This is a genomic window from Syntrophales bacterium (assembly GCA_035363115.1).
Lineage (GTDB): Bacteria > Desulfobacterota > Syntrophia > Syntrophales > PHBD01 > PHBD01.
This window is the reverse complement of sequence record DAOSEM010000002.1, coordinates 268,727-285,709: the sequence shown is the minus strand read 5'-3', so window position 1 is coordinate 285,709 and position 16,983 is coordinate 268,727. Positions and strand designations below refer to the sequence as shown.

Below are 16,983 nucleotides of genomic sequence, written 5' to 3'. Positions count from 1 at the left end.
CGCCCTACACCGCATACAGCACCGTTTCGGTCTGGTTTTCCGTGTAGTGCCTCATGTGAAACCGGTACTGCGGGTCGAAGGACTTGATCAGGAGCAGGAGGTCGAAGAGGTCCTCCCGCTTGTGATAGACGGAAACCGCCATTTTGGGTCTCCACGTCCGGATGGTCCGCTCGGCGCCCAGAATGGCGTTGTGCTCCGCCCCCTCGATATCCATGGAAATGTAGGTCGCCCGGCGGCCGTCGAGCACGTTGTCGATGGCGTCCACCTCGATGGAGTTTGCCGGGATTTCAACGGCGGAAGGCTCCAGGATGCGCGATCCTCCCTCACGCCCATCGTGGAAACTCAGGAACGCATGCCTGTCCCAGGCCCCCTTGTTGTGCAGTTCCACCTTCCGGATGCCGTGCTCCTCGACGGTTCTCCGGAGCATGTCCAGCGTCCTTTTGTCCGGCTCGAACGCGATGATCCCGTCGTATGTTCCCCTTGTCCGCCTCGCGAATTCAATGATCGCCCTGCCCCGGTATGCGCCGACGTCCAGGTACACCTCGTCTTCGGCCAGGCGAATCACGTCCTCGTCAAAATACTCGCACGGGGACATGATCCTCCGATAGAGGTCGAAGTCGCCGGACAGTTTGGCGATGAGGACGTGCACGAACACATTCCGCGATACGTCGTCCGCCAGGGATGCGTACGCCTCTTCGAACTGCTCCGCGTGCTCCCGGACATAAGGATAATCAATCTTTTCCCCGCAGACCTCGAAGCCCTTGATGTACCAGATGGGGTTCCTCTCCCCGGCAGCGGCCAGCTGCGCGAAGATCGGGGCCCGGTACTGAATGCCCGTCGCCACCACAATGTGGTAGCGGCGACCCTCCCGTGCAAAGCGCTCCTTCAGTCCGTCGTAACCGTACACGGGGAGCCCGAGATGCTTCGTTCCCTGCTTGGCCGGATCATTGTCACAGAAACACACCGGATCGATCCCGTTCTGGCGCAGATAGGTCCAGACACACCAGGCGATCTCGCCGGCCCCCCAGAGCACAACCGGATCACCCGAGGCCCTGATTGTGTCGAAGATGTCCTTCTCGGCGTGCCGGACGTCCCGAATCTGGTCCATCAGCTTCACGAACCACCTCCCGTCTTGCACTCCCCCGCCCCCAGCAGCTTTCCCACGTCGAAGCCGTCGATGTTGTCCAGGGTGTAGTGATCGCTGAGGTAAAAATCGCAGCGGGCGCAGGATTCGTTCTCCTGTTTGCGGCCCATGAGCTGCATCTTCTGGAACTCGTACCAGGGCTCGGAATGCCAGATCTCCTGCAGGCTATGGTCGTCCACACGGCCCAGGTTCGTGCCGCCGATGAAATCCACGCAGCAGGGGGAGACATCTCCGTTGCTTCGGATTGCCATCGTCGTGAACGCCATGGGACAGGCGACCCGCCGGGTCCGGTTCCTCCGGAGGTCCACCAGGACGGTCTGTGCGTCCTCGCGGTAGTAGTCCCGGATGAAGTCGGCTCCCTCCACCTTGATCCAGCAGTGCGGCTTGTCCAGGTACACCTCGTCGGCCACGTCCCGGTACATCTCGAAGAACCGTTCGTTCTCGTCGCCGTAGGCGTCCAGCATCTTGCAGCTCACAAAGGGCCGCTCCGATCCCTCGCGCCGTTTGATTTCCTGGAGAACCCTCAGGTTTTCGTGGATGGTGCGGATGTCCAGGCTCGAACCGGTGATGGCCTTGTGTCTCCCCTGCTCGGAGGCGTAGATGGACACTCGCGCATAGTCCATCTGGTGCTCCACCCATTTTTCGGCGATCTCCCGGGTCAGGAGGGAGGCGTTGGTGGTGGTCTCCATCCTCTCCGCAACGTCCGCTTCCCTGGCCATTCGCAGCATCTCGCAGAAATCCCGGTTGACGAGCGGCTCGCCGTAAAGGCTCAGCTTGAGCACCTTCAGCTTCGGCCCCGGCCAGGCCTTGAGCTGCTCCATGACCCGCCGGAAGCGCGCCATCGGCATGTTCCCCCGGGTGCGGGTGAAGTAGGATTCCGCCTTGATGCTCTGAAAGCACTGGATGCACTTGAAGTTGCACAGGCTCGACGGCTCGATGAGCACCGTGAAGGGCTTTTGCAGCGGCATGACCTCCCTGAGGTTCTGCCGGTCCGTGTTTTTCAGGCTGGTGTACCGGATCACGGTCGCAGTCTCTCCACGGGGAATCCGTCCACGCTGTCCTCTTCCGGGAACAGCTTGAACCAGTCGCAGCGGGCGCAGATCCGGTTCTCATGTTTTCGGCCCTCCAGGAGCATCTTGCGGAACTGAAACATGTTTTCGCCGTTCCACAACTCGTGGAGGGTGCTTTCGCGGGCGCTGCCGATCTTCGTCCCCTTTGCGGGATCGTGGGTGCACATGAGGCAGTCGCCGATGTTGTTGATCACCATGGCCATGAAGGGGCGTGAGCAGGCGATGCGCCCCCTGTTCAGCCCTTCCGCATATTCACGCTTCGCCTGCTTCTCCTTTTCGCTGTCGTGGTAGTACATCCTGACCAAGTCGTTCCCGCTGTACCGGGTGGCGTTGTGGACTTTCTCCAGCCCGACCTCGTCGGCGATGTCGCGGTACATCCCGAAGAACGTGTCGTTCTCCGGTCCGTACGTGTCGAACATTTTCACAAAGATGTACGGTTTTCGGGCTCCCCGGGCGTCGCGCAGCTCCCGCAACCGCCGGATGTTATCCCGGATGGTCTCCACGGTGCAATTCGACCGGGTCACCTCCCGATGGCGCCCGTTTTCCGACGCGTAAATGGAGAAGCGGATGATGTCCAGCCCGCAGTCGATCAGCTTCTCCGAGATCTCCTCCGTCAGCAGGGAGCCGTTGGAAAACGTGTCCACCCGCTCGGCGACATGGGCCTCCCTGGCAAGGCGTACCATTTCGCAAAATTCCGTATTCACGAAAGGCTCGCCCAGCATGGCCAGCCGGAGCAACTTCAGCGGCGGCCCTTCCCAATCCGCAAGTTCGCGGATGAGCTTCCGGTACAGGTCCATCTCCATGTTCCGGAGCGGTTTCAGGTCGTTGCGCGTGTTCTCGCTGCCGTGCACGCAGGGGGTGCAGCGGAAGTTGCACAGGTTCGTCGGCTCGACGAACAGGGAGAGGGGCTTCTTGAGCGGGAGGCGGTCGCGGAGCGGTTGCCGGTCATGGGAAATGATGGTGAACTCGCTCATCGGACAAAGTCCTCCTCCCCGAAGACCTCGGTCCAGTGGACGGGAAGCGGTTTTCCGTAGAATTTCGCCATGTATTTTTCGATGAAATACCGGTCCTCCCCGGAGAGGCAGAGCGGATTGTACTCTTTGAAGTGCCGGATGCTCATCCCCCTCTCCAGAATGGCGGCGAGGCTCTCCTCGAAAATGCTGCCGAGGGAAATGTGGATGAAGCCGCACGGGAGGATGTCGCCGTACTGGGTGAGGTGCAGGTTGGACTGGACGCTCCCGCAGCCCCGGTCGATGCCGTAGGTCGGAAACGTGTCGCGGTGCAGGGACGGGTACTGCCTGTGAACCTCGCGCATGTAAGCGGCGTCCGCCTCGTCGATCAGCATGTCGTGCCTGCCCTCCCATTCACCGACGGCGTGGGCGATCATGACGTCCACCACAAACCCGTTCTCCTGGGCGAATTTTGCCATCTGGATGGTCCGGTCGGTCCGGCAGTTTTCATGGGTGATGCACGTCTGGATGACGACGCTGAGACCCGCGTCTCTCGCGTTGAACAGGGCGGCCATGGCCTTCTCGTATGCGTTGTCGTTCCGGCGATTGTCGTTGTGCATCCGTTCGTCGAAGTCGTCGATGCTGATCTTGACCTTGTCGAGTCCCCAGGTTTTGAGGTTTCTTGCCATCTCCGGCGTCAAGAAATACCCGTTCGTGCTCATGGATAAATGGAACTTGTCTGGTTGCAGCGCCGCGATGACTTCTTCCAGGTCCTTCAGGATCAGGGGCTCTCCGCCGGAGAGGACGAGCTGGCACAGTCCGATCTCGTGGGCCTCGTCGGCGAAGCGCTTCATGTCCGGGGGGGAGAGGGAGCGGTCCTTCTTCGTGAAGCGGGTAGTGAAGCAATGGCGGCACTTCAGGTTGCAGGCCCGGTTGTAGCAGATGTCCACCACCGGCGTTGCCATTCCAGCCTGGAAGCGTTCGTCGAGCCGGATGATTTTCTCATAGACCAGAGGCTTTTCCCTCCGGAGTTTCTCCCTCCGGGCGGCCTCGATCTCCTTCTTCTGCTTCGCGGTTTCCATGATCCGTTCCCTACTCCTCGACGGGCTCCACGATCATGTTGGCCCGGAACTCCTCCCGATCGAGGAAAGGCCACATGTCCTCCAGCGGCTTGGACGCCATGGAGCCGTCGGGTTTCTGGTACGACGCCACCCGCGGCTCCCGGACCTCGTCCGGGATCAGCATGACGTCGCAGACCACGGGCCCCGGCAGGGCGAGAACCTCCCGGATCTTTTCCTTCAGGTCCCCCGGATGCGAAATGCGGACCGCCCTCAGTCCGTAAGCCCCGGCAAGCTTGAGCGGGTCCGGCAGCGTCAGGTTGCTGGAGGCGTCGGCCCCCGTCAACCGCCCGAAATAGCCGCTCTGCGAAACCCGGATGGAGGAGTATCCCTGGTTGTTCATGACGAAGAACGTGACGGGAAGGCCCAGCCGCCGGATCGTCTCCAGTTCCTGTGCGTTCATCTGGAACCCCCCGTCCCCGTCGATGCAGACGACGTGCCGCCCGCTACTGGCTAGGGCGGCCCCGAGGGCGGCGGGGGGACCAAAGCCCATGGCGCCGGTTCCCTTGTTGTGAAAAACGCGCTGCCCTTCCTTGACCCGGAAGGCGGTGAGAAAGAGCTCGCAGGCGACCCCGGCGTTCCCGGGCAGAACGATGTGCTCTCCCGTCAATTCCTCCGCGAGGATCTCCGAGAAGGCATAGACACTGATTCCCGCCGCATTCTCCCGGTGCTTCGGCTGGACAAAGGGGTACCGTGCCTGCCAATCCCGGCAGCGGTCCAACCAGGCGGAGCGGTCCCGGCGCTCGACACAACCGGCCTGCCGGATCATTTCCCGGATAAACCGTCCCGCATCCGTGCAAACCTCCAGATCAAGGATCCCGCCCAGCTTTCTCATCTCCGCGGGATCGAGGTTGACCATGATTTTTCGCGCCCCCCGGGCCAGGCGCTTCGGCTCGTAGGCAATCAGCGCCATGTCCAGGCGGGCCCCCAGGACAAGGAGCCAGTCGGCGTTCTGCAGCGTGAAATTGGAGCCCCGCGCCGCGATGGACCCGGGCATGCCGAAACAGAGGCCGTGGTTTGCCGGAAGCAGGTCCACTCCGAGTCGGGTGGTCAGGACGGGGACTCCCAACAGGCCGACCAGGTTGCGGAAATCGGCACATGCCCCCGCCACGCGGATGCCGTTGCCGGCAAGGACCACGGGCCGCTCGGATCCGTTCAACCAGTCGATGGCCCGGGCCGCTGCCTCCGCCGGTTCCCCCTCCCCTTCCGGTCTGGCGTCCGCCCCGGGATCGAATCCTTCGAGGATGCCCGGGTCCACATCCGCGGCCTGCACGTCCAGGGGAACGTCGATCCAGACGGGGCCCGGACGGCCGCTTTTGGCGAGGTGCAGGGCCTTCTCCAGGTGATGGCGGATCTTCGCGGGGTCCATGACGGTGACGGCGTATTTCGTGATCGGCTTCACGAGCGAGACGATGTCGATTTCCTGGACCCCCATCTGCCGAACGCCCGAGGTGCCGGCCAGGTCGGACCGCTTGACCTGCCCGGAGATGAAGAGGCAGGGCGTCGAATCCTGCCAGGCTGCCGCCACTCCCGTGATCGCGTTGGTCCCCCCCGGGCCGGTCGTGACGAGGGCGACCCCGAGGTCGTCCGCCACCCGGGCGTACGCCTCCGCGGCGACGGCGCACGCCTGTTCGTGGAGGCAGCCCACATAGCGGATGCCGGGGCAGCGCCCCAAGGAGTCGTTCAGATGCATCACGCCGCCTCCGGGCAGCATGAAGACATGGCGCACACCGGCGCCGGCAAGAAACTCGAATACGAAGTCGGAAAGCTTCATCGCGGATCCGTATGCGGGAGCATAAAAGGGTTCATGAGCTGCTGTCCGCCAGGACGTGGTCGACCAACTCCCGGACCGCCCCCCGGCCTCCAGGCTGGATTGTAACGAGGTTCACCACTCCCCTGACACGCTTATGGGCGCTGGAGGGCGCGGCGGACAGGCCGGCCAGGGCCAGTGCCGGCAAATCGTTCACGTCGTCGCCCATGAAGCAGACCTCGGAAAGATCAAGCCCCCGATTCTCCGCGAAGGAGCGCAGGGCAGCCGCCTTGTCCTTGCAGCCCTTGAAGACGTCGGCGATGCCCATCTTCGATGCGAAGCGATCGATCAGCTCGCCGCTCTCGCCGGAGATCAGTGCAAACATAAGCCCGGCCCTGGTTCCCAGGGAAACGCCCATGATGTCATAGAAGGAAAACTGCTTGTATTCGGCTCCGTCGGGACCCCAGCAGAAAGTCCCGTCCGTCAGCACCCCGTCCACGTCCAGCGCAATGGCCTTGATCTTCGGCTTCATGTCAGCCCTTGCGCCTCAGCTTCTTCATGATCGGGACTTCCCGCTCGGCAATGCGCTTGACGCCGTCGCCCATGGAGATTTCCACGAGCCGGATGTCCCGGACAAGGCGGATAACGCCGCTGGTTCCAAGAGACGCGGCATGGTCCGATCCCCACATGGCCCGCTCCAGGGTGATGTGCCTCTCGACGGCGCAGGCCCCCATGGCGAATGCCGCCACGGACGAGGCAAGGCCCGTCTCGTGGCCCGAATAGCCGACGGGAATCGTGTACCGTTCGCGGAAGAAAGGAATCACCTTCAGGTTCAGCTCCGAATAATCCGCCGGGTAGGTGCTGCAGGAGTGCAGGATGACGAGGTCCTTCTTCCCGAGGACTTCGACGGCGTGATCGACCTGCTCCAGGGTGCTCATCCCCGTGGAGATGATGAGGGGCCGCCCTTTGCTCCGGTAATGCCGGAGGAGGCTGTCGTCCGTCAGCGAGGCGGAGGCGATCTTGAAGCAGGGAACGTCGTACCGGTCGATGAAATCGACAGACCCCTCGTCCCAGCAGGAGGCAAACCAGGGGATCTTCTTTTCCCGGCAGTACCGGTCGATGACATCGTATTCGGGCTTCTCGAACTCCAGGCCGTACTTCAGATCACCATTGGTATCACCAAAAGGGCTTTCCCGGGGCTTATTGAGTTCTTCCGCGGAATAGACGACGTCCACGGTGCGCTTCTGGAACTTCACTGCGCTGCATCCCGCCACGACGGCCAGGTCGATCAGCTTCTTCGCGATCTCGATATCCCCGTTGTGGTTGATCCCGATCTCCGCGATGATGTAGCAGGGATGGCCATCCCCGACCAGGGCGTTTCCGATTCTCACTTCCGCCATGTCATTTCTCCGTTTGCTGGTTTGTAATTCGATTCCACAGCATCGTCTTTCCGATGGCGCTGTGAAGGTTGATCTCCTGCCCCAATCCAAGCTCCGAGCTCGCCTTCGATGTGTCCGGGACATACCGGCCCGGCGCGACACCCCGCGTTTCTTTCCCCAGGACCGTCACCTTCAGCGGAGGCGCGTGTTGCCGGGAGACCGCCCGGGCAATCTGCCGAATCGTGACCGCCCTCTCGGATCCGACATTATACGGCCTGCCGGATACCCCCCGGAACAGGATCGTCCACAGCCAGACGGCAAGATCGGCCGCGTACAGGTAGGACCGGACGGCCTTTCCGTCTCCCTTGACGACAACCGTGCGGCCGGCCAGGGCATCCCGGATGAAATCTCCCGCGGCAAAGCGTCCGTCCAGCGGGAGATACGGCCCGATAAAGGAAAAGCAGCGGGCAACCTTGGCCTCGAAACCGCATTCCTCCGCCCGGAGAACCGTCAGCGTCTCCATGATCCGCCGTACATGATGATAGGCATCTTCCCCCGAGGCGGGATCCCTGGAGCCCGTAAAATCCTCCGGAACCCGGTCCATTCCCGCGGGCGGCGGCCCGTATACGGCGCCGGTGCTCACGAGGAGCATTTTCCGGACGCCCGCCTCCATGCAGAAATCGAGGACACGGTTTGTCGCCCGGATCATTTCGTCCGCCATCCGCCGGGGCCGGATTTTCCCGCCTTCCGGTTCCTGGTAAACGGCGGCATGAATCAGGTGGGTAAAAGGCCCCCGCGGGAACCGGAAGCGTCCCATGTCCCCGGTGAGCAGCCGGACCGCCGGGTCTCCCGCCAGGTGTGGCGCCTTTTTCGCGAATCGTCCCGGGTCGCGGGTCAGGACCACGGCCCTCGCCTTCAGCCCCAGTTCCCGGTTGGCCCACAGAAGGCTCTCCAGGAGCCAGCAACCGAAAAATCCCGTCCCGCCGGTGATGAAGATCCGGCCGCCCCGCAGTTCTTCCCAGAGGTCCCGGGTCCGCTCCAGGACGTGGTCCAGATCCTCCGCCAGGGGGTTCCCGGCGGCCATCCCGCCTCGCCTGCGATTCCCGGTCACGGCGGCCGTCCGCATAACCCGTTCCGATGCCTTCTGCTGCACGTTCACCATGTCTTCCAGGGCGGATTTCCGCTTTCCCAGAGGGATTCCAGGTACTTGAGTTCACGCAGCGTGTCCATGCACTGCCAGAAGCCCTCATGGCGGTACGCGTACACCCGGCCTTCCGCGGCGAGCCGCTCCATGGGGTCGTGCTCCCACATGACGTCCCGCTCGATACAGTCCAGGGCGGTTGGTTCGACGACGAAGAATCCGCCGTTGATCCATCCCTCCCGGACAACGGATTTTTCCTTGAATCGGACGATGCGGTCGCCGTCGAAGTCCAGGGCACCGAAGCGGGCGGGCGGCCTCACGGCGGTCAGCGTCACGAGCCCCTTTCGGGTACGGTGAAAGGCCAGGAGCTTATCCAGGTCCACGTCGCCCACGCCGTCCCCGTAGGTCATGAAGAACCGTCCCCTCGGCAGGAGCGGCGCGATGCGCTTCAGGCGCCCCCCCGTCATGGTCTCCAGGCCCGTGTCCACGAGGTGAACCGTCCAGTCCTCCCCGTTGGCGCAATCCAGCACGCCGATGCGTCCGTCTCCTAGATTGACCGTGAAGTCGCGGTTCAGGGTGTGGAATTCCAGGAAATAGCGCTTGATGTACTCGCCCTTGTAGCCCAGGGCCAGGTAGAATTCCCGGCATCCATACCGGGCATAGTGCTTCATGATGTGCCAGAGCATGGGCCGTCCACCGATCTCCACCATCGGCTTCGGCCGAACCTCCGTCTGCTCCGCCAGCCTCGTCCCCATCCCGCCGCAGAGGATCACGACGGCCGGCATCTTCTTTCCTCTCATGTTCCGGGGCATCCTCTCCCTCCGGCATCCGGAAACCGGGTGCGATCTTTTATCCCGCCGAAACCATACACGATCTCAGGCCTGCTTTCCATCCCCGATCCGGTGCGCCGGGACTGTCTCATGCGCACATTCCATGATCAAAGAATGTGACGGACGTCACGCAGACGATCAAAACCCTGTCATGTCGAGGATTTTTCGTATCGCCGGATCTGGCAGAGCGAGAGGGTCCGGAGGTTTTCCTTCCCCTCCTGCCAGGCGCGATACCAGGCTGCCGTCCAGTCGACGGCCTCCCCGGCGGAGAGGACGGGCCACCAGCCGAGAATCTTCCGCGCCTTGTCGGTGCAGAGGGCCAGCGCGTGGGCCTCGTGAGGCGCGTTCCCTCCCTGCCTTCCCACCCGGAGCCTGCCCTCCGGCCAACGGGCAACGAAGCGGGCCGCCAGTTCGCGGACCGGCATGGCCGAGCCGTCGGTGGGTCCGAAGTTCCAGGCGCCGGAGAAGCGAACGGAGTCTTCCGCCAGGCGCCGAGCCAGCAGAAGGTATCCCGAGAGCGGCTCCAGGACGTGCTGCCAGGGGCGGGTGGCCCCGGGATTCCGGATGACGACGGCCTTTCCCGCCGCAAGGGCCCGGACACAGTCCGGGATGAGGCGGTCCGCTGCCCAGTCCCCTCCCCCGATGACATTCCCGGCCCGAGCCGTGGCGAATCCCGGGTGCGGTCCGCGGCCGGCGGGATTGAAATACGATCGACCGTAGGCCCCGCAGACGATCTCCGCGGCGCCCTTGCTGGCACTGTAGGGGTCATGGCCGCCCAGGGGGTCCTCTTCCCGGTAGCCCCAGACCCATTCGCGGTTCTCGTAGCACTTGTCGGACGTCACGACGACGGCGGCACGGACGGAGGGCGCGCTTCTTATGGCCTCCAGGACGTTGACGGTGCCCCCGACGTTGACGTCGAAGGTCTCCTTGGGATGGTCGTAGGAAGTCCGGACGATGGCCTGGGCCGCCAGGTGGAAGACGACTTCCGGCTCCGCCTCCCGGAAGGCGTTCCGCACGGCTTCGAGATCGCGGATGTCTCCCTCCCGGTGGCGGATCCGCTTCTCCAGGTCCAGGATGGCAAAGTGGGAGGGCTCCGTCGCCGGCGGCAGGGCGAAGCCGGTGACCTCGGCCCCGAGCTTCCGGAGCCACAGCGCGAGCCAGGAGCCCTTGAAGCCCGTATGGCCCGTCACCAGGACCCGGCGGCCGCGATAGAAGTCGTCAAACGGGTTCATGCCGATTCACACCTCCCTTTCCAGGAACCGCCGGAGGACGTCCATGGTGTAATCGATCTGGGCCTCCCCGATCCCAGGATAGGTGCCGATGAAGAAGGCGTCGTTCATGATCCGGTCCGCCCCTGCCAACTCCCCGGCGACGCGGCGGGGGATGTCCAGGTAGGCCGGCTGGCGGAGCAGGTTCCCCCCGAAGAGATTCCTCGTCTCGACCCGTTTTTCGTTCAGATAATCCGTGATCTGCCGCCGGGTGAAGCCCGCCCCCTCTCGAACCGTCAGGGGGAAGGCGAACCAGGCGGGATCGCTGCCCGGGGTTGCCTCGGGGAGAAGGAAACGGTCCTCCAGGGGACGGAATCGCTCCATCCAGGATCGGTAGTTCTCCCGCCTGGCGGCGCAGAACCGGTCCAGCTTCTTCAGCTGCTCCACGCCGATGGCGGCCTGGATGTCCGTGGCTTTCAGGTTGTAGCCCAGGTGGGAGTAGACGTACTTGTGGTCGTACCCCTCCGGCAGGTCGCCGTGCCGACCGGTGAAGCGCCGTCCACAGGCGTTGTTCTGGCCGGGACCGCAGTGGCAGTCGCGGCCCCAGTCCTTCAGGGAGCGGAGTATCCGGAGCAGAAGCGGATCCGAGCAGGCCACGGCTCCCCCCTCGCCCAATGTGATGTGGTGGGCGGCGTAGAAGCTGAACGTGGAGAGAATCCCGAACGTCCCGGCCTGCCGGCCCCGGTACGTGGACCCCAGGGCGTCGCAGCAGTCCTCGATGAGGAACAGATCGTGCCTCCGGACGATCTCCAGGACAGCGTCGGCGTCGATGGGATTTCCCAGGGTATGGGCCAGGAAGACGGCCCTCGTCCGGGGGCCGACGGCGGCGGCGATGTCGTCCGCCCGCGGATTGTAGGTCGGGGTGGAAGAGTCGATGAAGACCGGCACGAGACCGTTCTGGAGAATCGGATTCACGGTGGTGGGAAAGCCCGCGGCCGCGGTAATGATCTCGTCTCCCGGCTTCAGGCGGCGGTCTTTCAGGAGCGGCGACGTCAGGGCCGTGACGGCCAGGAGGTTCGCCGAAGAGCCCGAATTCACGAGAACGGTCTCCCGGACACCCAGCTTCTCCGCCAGGTCTTGCTGAAACCGCTGTGCATGGGCGCCTTCGGTGAGCCAGAAATCGAGGGATGCCGCAACGGCTGCCTGGATCTCGCGCTCGTCGAACATGCGCCCGGCATAATGGACGGGGGTCTCTCCCGGAACGAAAGGCTCCCCGGCGCGACCGGCGGCGTACAGCTCCGCAACCAGGTCCCCGATCTCCTCGCGAATCTCGGTTCGTGTCACATCACGCATTCCGGATTGCCTCCTCCCGGGGACATGGTAATTCCGGCGCCCCGCCATCCGCAAGGCATAAAAAAACAGCACCTTCCCTCGGAAAGATGCTGTTTTCAGCGGGCGGAAGGGTCACCCTCGATTTTCCGGGCATTCCCCATGTCTCTCGCCAGAATTGGTGCCCGCAGGGCTTTTAAAAGATGGTCGGGGCGAGAGGATTTGAACCTCCGACCCTCTGAACCCCATTCAGATACGCTACCAGGCTGCGCCACGCCCCGACACACTGGAGCAGCGTATATCACCCGGTACTATGCCTGTCAAGCGTTATGGCTGCGGCGTTTTGGCTGCAGCCCCCCCCACACCGGGCCTCCGCGGAACGCCGCTTCCGCGGGGACGGGAGACGATGCGACTCGACCTTTTTCCAGTCCGCCGTTCAGGCGGCCTCGACACGAACGGCGCAGACCTTGAATTCGGGAATCTTCCCGATGGGATCAAGCGCCGGGTTCGTGAGGAGATTCACCGCGGCCTCGCGGAAATGGAAGTTCATGAAAACCGTACCCACGGGTGAGCGGTCCGTGACCCTGGCCTTTGCCTCCACGGCTCCCCGGCGCGAGGTGAGCCGCACCGCGCGCCCGTCGTCGATGCCAAGGCGCGACGCATCCTCGGGATGGATCTCGACGAGGCTCTCGGGATACCGCTCCGAGAGGCCCTTCGCCAGGCGGGTCATGGTCCCCGTGTGATAGTGGTAGAGAACCCGTCCCGTGGACAGGATCATTGGATACTCCTTGTCCGGCTGCTCCGCCGGCGGCAGGTACTCGATGGCGGCAAAGAGGCCCCGGCCACGTGTAAAGCGGTCCTTGTGGAGAAACCGCGTCCCCGGATGCTCGACGTTCGGGCAGGGCCACTGGATCCCCTCCCGCTCGATCCGCTTGTAGGAGATGCCGGCGCAGCTCGGGGTGACTTTCCGGATCTCCTCCCAGATCTCCCGCACATTGCCGTATGCCATGGGATATCCCATGCGGGTTGCGATGCCCGCGATGATCGCCCAGTCCGGGAGCGCCTCCCCCGGGGAACTGACGGCCTTGCGGATCCTCTGGACACGCCGCTCCGTGTTGGTGAACGTCCCATCCTTCTCGGCGAATGACGCTGAAGGCAGGACCACGTCGGCGAGACGGGCCGTCTCCGTCAGGAAGATGTCCTGGACCACCAGGAAATCGAGTTTTTTCAGGGAATCTTCCACGTGTGACAGGTCCGGATCGGAGACCATGGGATTCTCGCCCATGATGTAGAGCCCCCGGATGTCGCCGTGGTGGGCGGCATTCATGATCTCCACGACCGTCAGGCCCGGCTTGTCCGGAAGGGCCTTCACTCCCCAGGCCTTCTCGAAGAACGCCCGGACCTCCGGGCTGGCCACCTGCTGGTAGGCCGGGAGGACGTTCGGCAGGGCCCCCATGTCGCAGGCCCCCTGGACGTTGTTCTGCCCCCGGAGGGGATTCACGCCGCCTCCCTCGACGCCGACGTTGCCGCAGAGCATCGACAGGTTGGCGATGGATTTGACGTTATCCGTCCCGGTGATGTGCTGGGTGATGCCCATGGAGTAGAGAATGGAGGCGCGCTTCGCCTTCGCGTACATCCGGGCCGCCCGTTTCAGGTCCTCCGCGGGAACGCCGGAGATCTTCTCGACCTCCTCCGGAGTGTACTTCTCCACAACCTTCCGGAAGGCTTCGAAATTCTCGGTCCGGCCCTCGACATAGGCCTTGTCGTAAAGGTTTTCCGCCAGGATGACGTTCATCAGGCCGTTCAGGACGGCCACGTCCGTCCCGGGCCTCTGGCGGAGCCAGATGTCGGCGTATCTGGTCAGGGTGATTTCCCGCGGGTCGATGACGATCAGCTTCGTCCCGTGCTGGCGGACGGCCCTCTTCACCACGGCCCCGATGACCGGGTGGTTCTCCGTGGTGTTCGTCCCCGTTGCCAGGATGCACTCGGTGCTCTCGATTTCCGCGATGGAGTTCGTCATGGCTCCACTCCCGAAGGCGGCGGCCAGACCGGCCACCGTTACGGAGTGTCAGAGCCGTGCGCAGTGATCCACATGGTTGGTGCCGATCACCGCGCGCATGAACTTCTGGAAGAGGTAATTCTCCTCGTTGGAGCAGCGGGCCGAGGAGAGGCCAGCCAGGGCGTCAGGCCCGTTCTTCTCCCGAATTTCCCCGAAGCGTTTCGCCACGAGGTCCAGGGCCTCCTCCCACGAGGCCTCCTCCAGTTCGCCGCCCTTCTCCCTGCGGATCAGCGGCGTCTTGAGGCGGTCCGGGTGCTGGACGAAGTCCATGCCGAACCGTCCTTTCACGCAGAGACTTCCCAGGTTGGGCTCGCCGAAGGCCGGATTTCCCGTCACGGAGACAATGCGGTCTTCATGGACATTCAGTTCCATCTGGCAGCCGACGCCACAGTAGGTGCAGGTCGTGCGGACCTTTTTCACCTCCCAGGGTCTCCCTGAGAAACGGGCGGGACGGAGCGTGATGGCGCCCACGGGGCAGGCGTCCGCACACTCTCCGCAGAAAAAGCAGTTCGAGTCGATGTAGTCGGCGTCGAAGGCGGGACCGACCTTGGCCCGGGATCCGCGGCGGTTGAAGTCGAGAACCTCGTTCACCTGGATCTCGTTGCACGCCCGGATGCACCGGCCGCAGAGGATGCACTTGTTCAGGTCCCGCTGGATCATGGTGTTGGACTGATCCTTCGCGTGCCCGGGGGGCTGGATGTCGAAGCGGGGCTTCTCGATCTGGAACCGGTAGACCAGGTCCTGGAGTTCGCAGTTGCCGTTGCGCTCGCAGGTAAGACAATTGTGATCCCCCGAGGACCAGAGAAGCTCCACGACCATCCGCTGGGCCGCGCGGACCTTCGGCGTGTCCGTACGGACCACCATGCCCGGACTGACCGGCATACAGCACGACGCGACGAGCGTACGGGCACCCTCGACGTCCACCACGCACACACGGCAGGCGCCGACCCTGGTTGTCCGATCCATGTAGCAGAGCGTGGGAATAAAGATCCCGTTCTGCCGGGCTACCTCCAGGATCGTCTGTCCCGGTAGGGCTTTGACGGCCTTGCCGTCGATGGTGAGAGGGATTTTCTTTTCCATGGCTTTCCAGATCCTCCGCAAGATTTTATTGATATGGGCCGGCTGCCAGGACACGAACATGCAATGCCGAAAGGTCCCTTGCACAACAACCCTTATGTTTAATATAGCGCTTATCGGTAACCAATCGGCAAGATATTGTCAACTCTGAAAAAAGGGCCTTCTCCGCGCTTTTTCAAACCTTGACCATCCCGGCAAATTCCGTTAGTGGATGACCGGTTCCTGTTTGATCCGCTTCCCCGGCCAGTCAAAATACGGAACAGAGAGGAGAACCATCGATGAGAGGAACGCGATGGGCCGGGACCGTGATCCTGGTCACACTGTTCCTGGCCGGCACGGCGACGGCGGCGGAGGCTTTCCGCTGCCGCGGCGGCGCCCTCGTTTCGGAGGGGGACAGCAAGGCGAAAGTCATCCTGGAGTGCGGCGACCCCCTGCTGAAGGAGAAGGTTTCCTCCGTTGAAACGGGGACGTCGGTCGAGGAGGAAACAAAAGACAAAAAGAAGGGAACCCGGAAAAAGGTGGCCAGCAGGAAAGGAAAGCGGCAGAGCGTCGAGCGCTGGTCCTACAACTGCGGCGAGAACGATTTCATCTACCACCTCTCCTTTCAGGGGGGGATCCTGAAAAAGGTGGAGACCGCGGGACGGGGGAAGGGTCCGTCCCGCTGTCCGTAACGGACGGAGGGGGGCGGAGCGGAAATCCGACCCCCCTGCCGGAAAAACGTGAAGAACCGCCTGCCGCGAAAGGAAGGAGGAGCCATGCAGAACTTCATCTTCGAAAACCCCACGCGGATCCTCTTCGGAAAGGGACAGATCCGGCGGATCGGGGCGGAGGTGCGCCGCCACGGAGCGAAAGTGCTCCTCGTCTACGGAACCGGCAGCATCAAGCGCAACGGGGTCTACGACCAGGTCATGGCCTCCCTGGCTGAGGCGGGGGTCGCCGTTGCGGAGTTTCCCGGCGCCCGTTCAAACCCGGTCCTCTCGCACGTCCGCCTGGGCATCGAACGGGCCCGGAACGAAGGAGCCGACGTCGTCCTGGCGGTAGGGGGCGGAAGCGTCATCGACACGGCCAAGGCTATCGCCGCAGGCGTTCCGGCCGAATGCGACGTCTGGGATTTCTTCCTCCGGAAAAGCGCCATCAAAAAGGCCCTGCCGGTCCTCACCGTGGTCACCGTCTCCGCCAGCGCATCGGAGATGAATCCCGCCGCCGTCATCACTAACGAGGATGGAGCCCGAAAATACAGCATCCGGGACATGGCGGTCCAGCCGAAGGCCTCCGTCCTGGATCCGACGGTTCTCTTCAGCCTTGACCGCGCCTACAGTGCCTACAGCGCCGTCGACATCATCGCCCACATGCTGGAGGGCTATTTCACCAACACCGCCACGTCCAGCGACCTGCAGGACGGGTTGGTGGAGGCCCTGATGCACAGCGTCATGGAGAGCACCGGCGTGATCCTCCGGGAGCCGGAGAACTACGAGGCCCGGGCGACGCTGATGTGGTCCGCCGTCCTGGGCTTCAACGGCCTCACCACCGCCGGAATGGGAATCGTCGGCTTCCCCATGCACATGGTCGAGCACGCCCTGAGCGCCCTCTACGACATCCCGCACGGGGCGGGGCTCTCCATCGTCATGCCCGCCTGGATGACCTGGGCCGCCCGGAAGAACCCCGCCCGGTTCGCCCGCCTGGCCCGCCGGATCTTCCATGTCGAAGCGGCGGACGATACCGAGGCCGCCCGGGAGGGCATTGAGAGCCTCAAGAAATGGTTCGCCGCCATCGGCAGTCCCGTGACCCTGGCGGAGGGAAAGATCCCCGAGGAGGGAATCGGCCTCATCACGGAGAACGCCTTTGCCCTCGCCCAGGTGTGGGGGCTCAAGGATTACACGAAAGAAGCGATTGCCGAGATACTGACCCTGTGCCGCTGACGGCGAAGG

14 protein-coding genes and 1 tRNA gene are annotated in these 16,983 nt (G+C 63.5%); 2 read left to right on the top strand and 13 right to left on the bottom strand.

All coding sequences use genetic code 11. The features are described 5' to 3' along the window. Positions 1–4 precede the first annotated feature (4 nt). The 13 genes from PLO63_06765 to fdhF all read right to left on the bottom strand — a co-directional run bounded on the left by PLO63_06765 (position 5) and on the right by fdhF (position 15,058). Positions 5–1,108: an FkbM family methyltransferase gene (locus tag PLO63_06765; GenBank protein ID HOI73834.1), complete on the bottom strand. Its 1,104-nt coding sequence runs from the start codon at positions 1,106–1,108 to the stop codon at positions 5–7. Between the two features lie 5 nt (positions 1,109–1,113). Next, complete coding sequence (locus PLO63_06760) at positions 1,114–2,166, bottom strand: radical SAM/SPASM domain-containing protein (GenBank protein HOI73833.1); 1,053 nt, start codon at positions 2,164–2,166, stop codon at positions 1,114–1,116. Continuing rightward, positions 2,163–3,188: a radical SAM/SPASM domain-containing protein gene (locus PLO63_06755; protein ID HOI73832.1), complete on the bottom strand. Its 1,026-nt coding sequence runs from the start codon at positions 3,186–3,188 to the stop codon at positions 2,163–2,165. Before PLO63_06755 ends, PLO63_06760 begins: the two co-directional genes overlap by 4 nt. Further along, entirely contained in the window at positions 3,185–4,246 is a 1,062-nt protein-coding gene (locus PLO63_06750) for a radical SAM protein (protein ID HOI73831.1), read from the bottom strand. Before PLO63_06750 ends, PLO63_06755 begins: the two co-directional genes overlap by 4 nt. A gap of 10 nt (positions 4,247–4,256) precedes the next feature. After that, positions 4,257–6,056, bottom strand: a complete 1,800-nt coding sequence (locus PLO63_06745; GenBank protein HOI73830.1) for a thiamine pyrophosphate-binding protein — start codon at positions 6,054–6,056, stop codon at positions 4,257–4,259. A gap of 31 nt (positions 6,057–6,087) precedes the next feature. Beyond that, the gene (locus PLO63_06740; GenBank protein ID HOI73829.1) at positions 6,088–6,564 is read right to left on the bottom strand and encodes an HAD hydrolase family protein; all 477 of its coding nucleotides are present in this window, start codon (positions 6,562–6,564) and stop codon (positions 6,088–6,090) included. Position 6,565: 1 nt separating this feature from the next. Further along, entirely contained in the window at positions 6,566–7,432 is an 867-nt protein-coding gene (locus PLO63_06735) for an N-acetylneuraminate synthase family protein (protein HOI73828.1), read from the bottom strand. Between the two features lies 1 nt (position 7,433). Beyond that, positions 7,434–8,573 (bottom strand): NAD(P)-dependent oxidoreductase, encoded by a 1,140-nt coding sequence (locus PLO63_06730; protein HOI73827.1) that lies wholly within the window; start codon positions 8,571–8,573, stop codon positions 7,434–7,436. Beyond that, complete coding sequence (gene rfbF / locus PLO63_06725) at positions 8,567–9,352, bottom strand: glucose-1-phosphate cytidylyltransferase (GenBank protein ID HOI73826.1); 786 nt, start codon at positions 9,350–9,352, stop codon at positions 8,567–8,569. The genes PLO63_06730 and rfbF overlap by 7 nt, the downstream gene beginning before the upstream one ends. Before the next feature lie 179 nt (positions 9,353–9,531). Further along, positions 9,532–10,614 carry a CDP-glucose 4,6-dehydratase gene (gene rfbG / locus PLO63_06720; protein HOI73825.1) on the bottom strand — a complete coding sequence of 361 codons (1,083 nt, stop codon included), beginning with the start codon at positions 10,612–10,614 and terminating at the stop codon, positions 9,532–9,534. 6 nt (positions 10,615–10,620) lie between these two features. Next, entirely contained in the window at positions 10,621–11,943 is a 1,323-nt protein-coding gene (gene rfbH / locus PLO63_06715; GenBank protein ID HOI73824.1) for a lipopolysaccharide biosynthesis protein RfbH, read from the bottom strand. Between the two features lie 180 nt (positions 11,944–12,123). After that, positions 12,124–12,200 (bottom strand) — tRNA-Pro (locus PLO63_06710). 155 nt (positions 12,201–12,355) lie between these two features. Further along, positions 12,356–15,058, bottom strand: a complete 2,703-nt coding sequence (gene fdhF, locus PLO63_06705; GenBank protein HOI73823.1) for a formate dehydrogenase subunit alpha — start codon at positions 15,056–15,058, stop codon at positions 12,356–12,358. A gap of 275 nt (positions 15,059–15,333) precedes the next feature. On the opposite strand from fdhF, the gene PLO63_06700 reads away from it, so the two are divergent. Together PLO63_06700 and PLO63_06695 are read left to right on the top strand one after the other, a co-directional pair. Then, positions 15,334–15,726 (top strand): DUF2845 domain-containing protein, encoded by a 393-nt coding sequence (locus PLO63_06700; GenBank protein HOI73822.1) that lies wholly within the window; start codon positions 15,334–15,336, stop codon positions 15,724–15,726. Positions 15,727–15,810: 84 nt separating this feature from the next. Continuing rightward, complete coding sequence (locus PLO63_06695; GenBank protein ID HOI73821.1) at positions 15,811–16,974, top strand: iron-containing alcohol dehydrogenase; 1,164 nt, start codon at positions 15,811–15,813, stop codon at positions 16,972–16,974. Positions 16,975–16,983 lie beyond the last annotated feature (9 nt).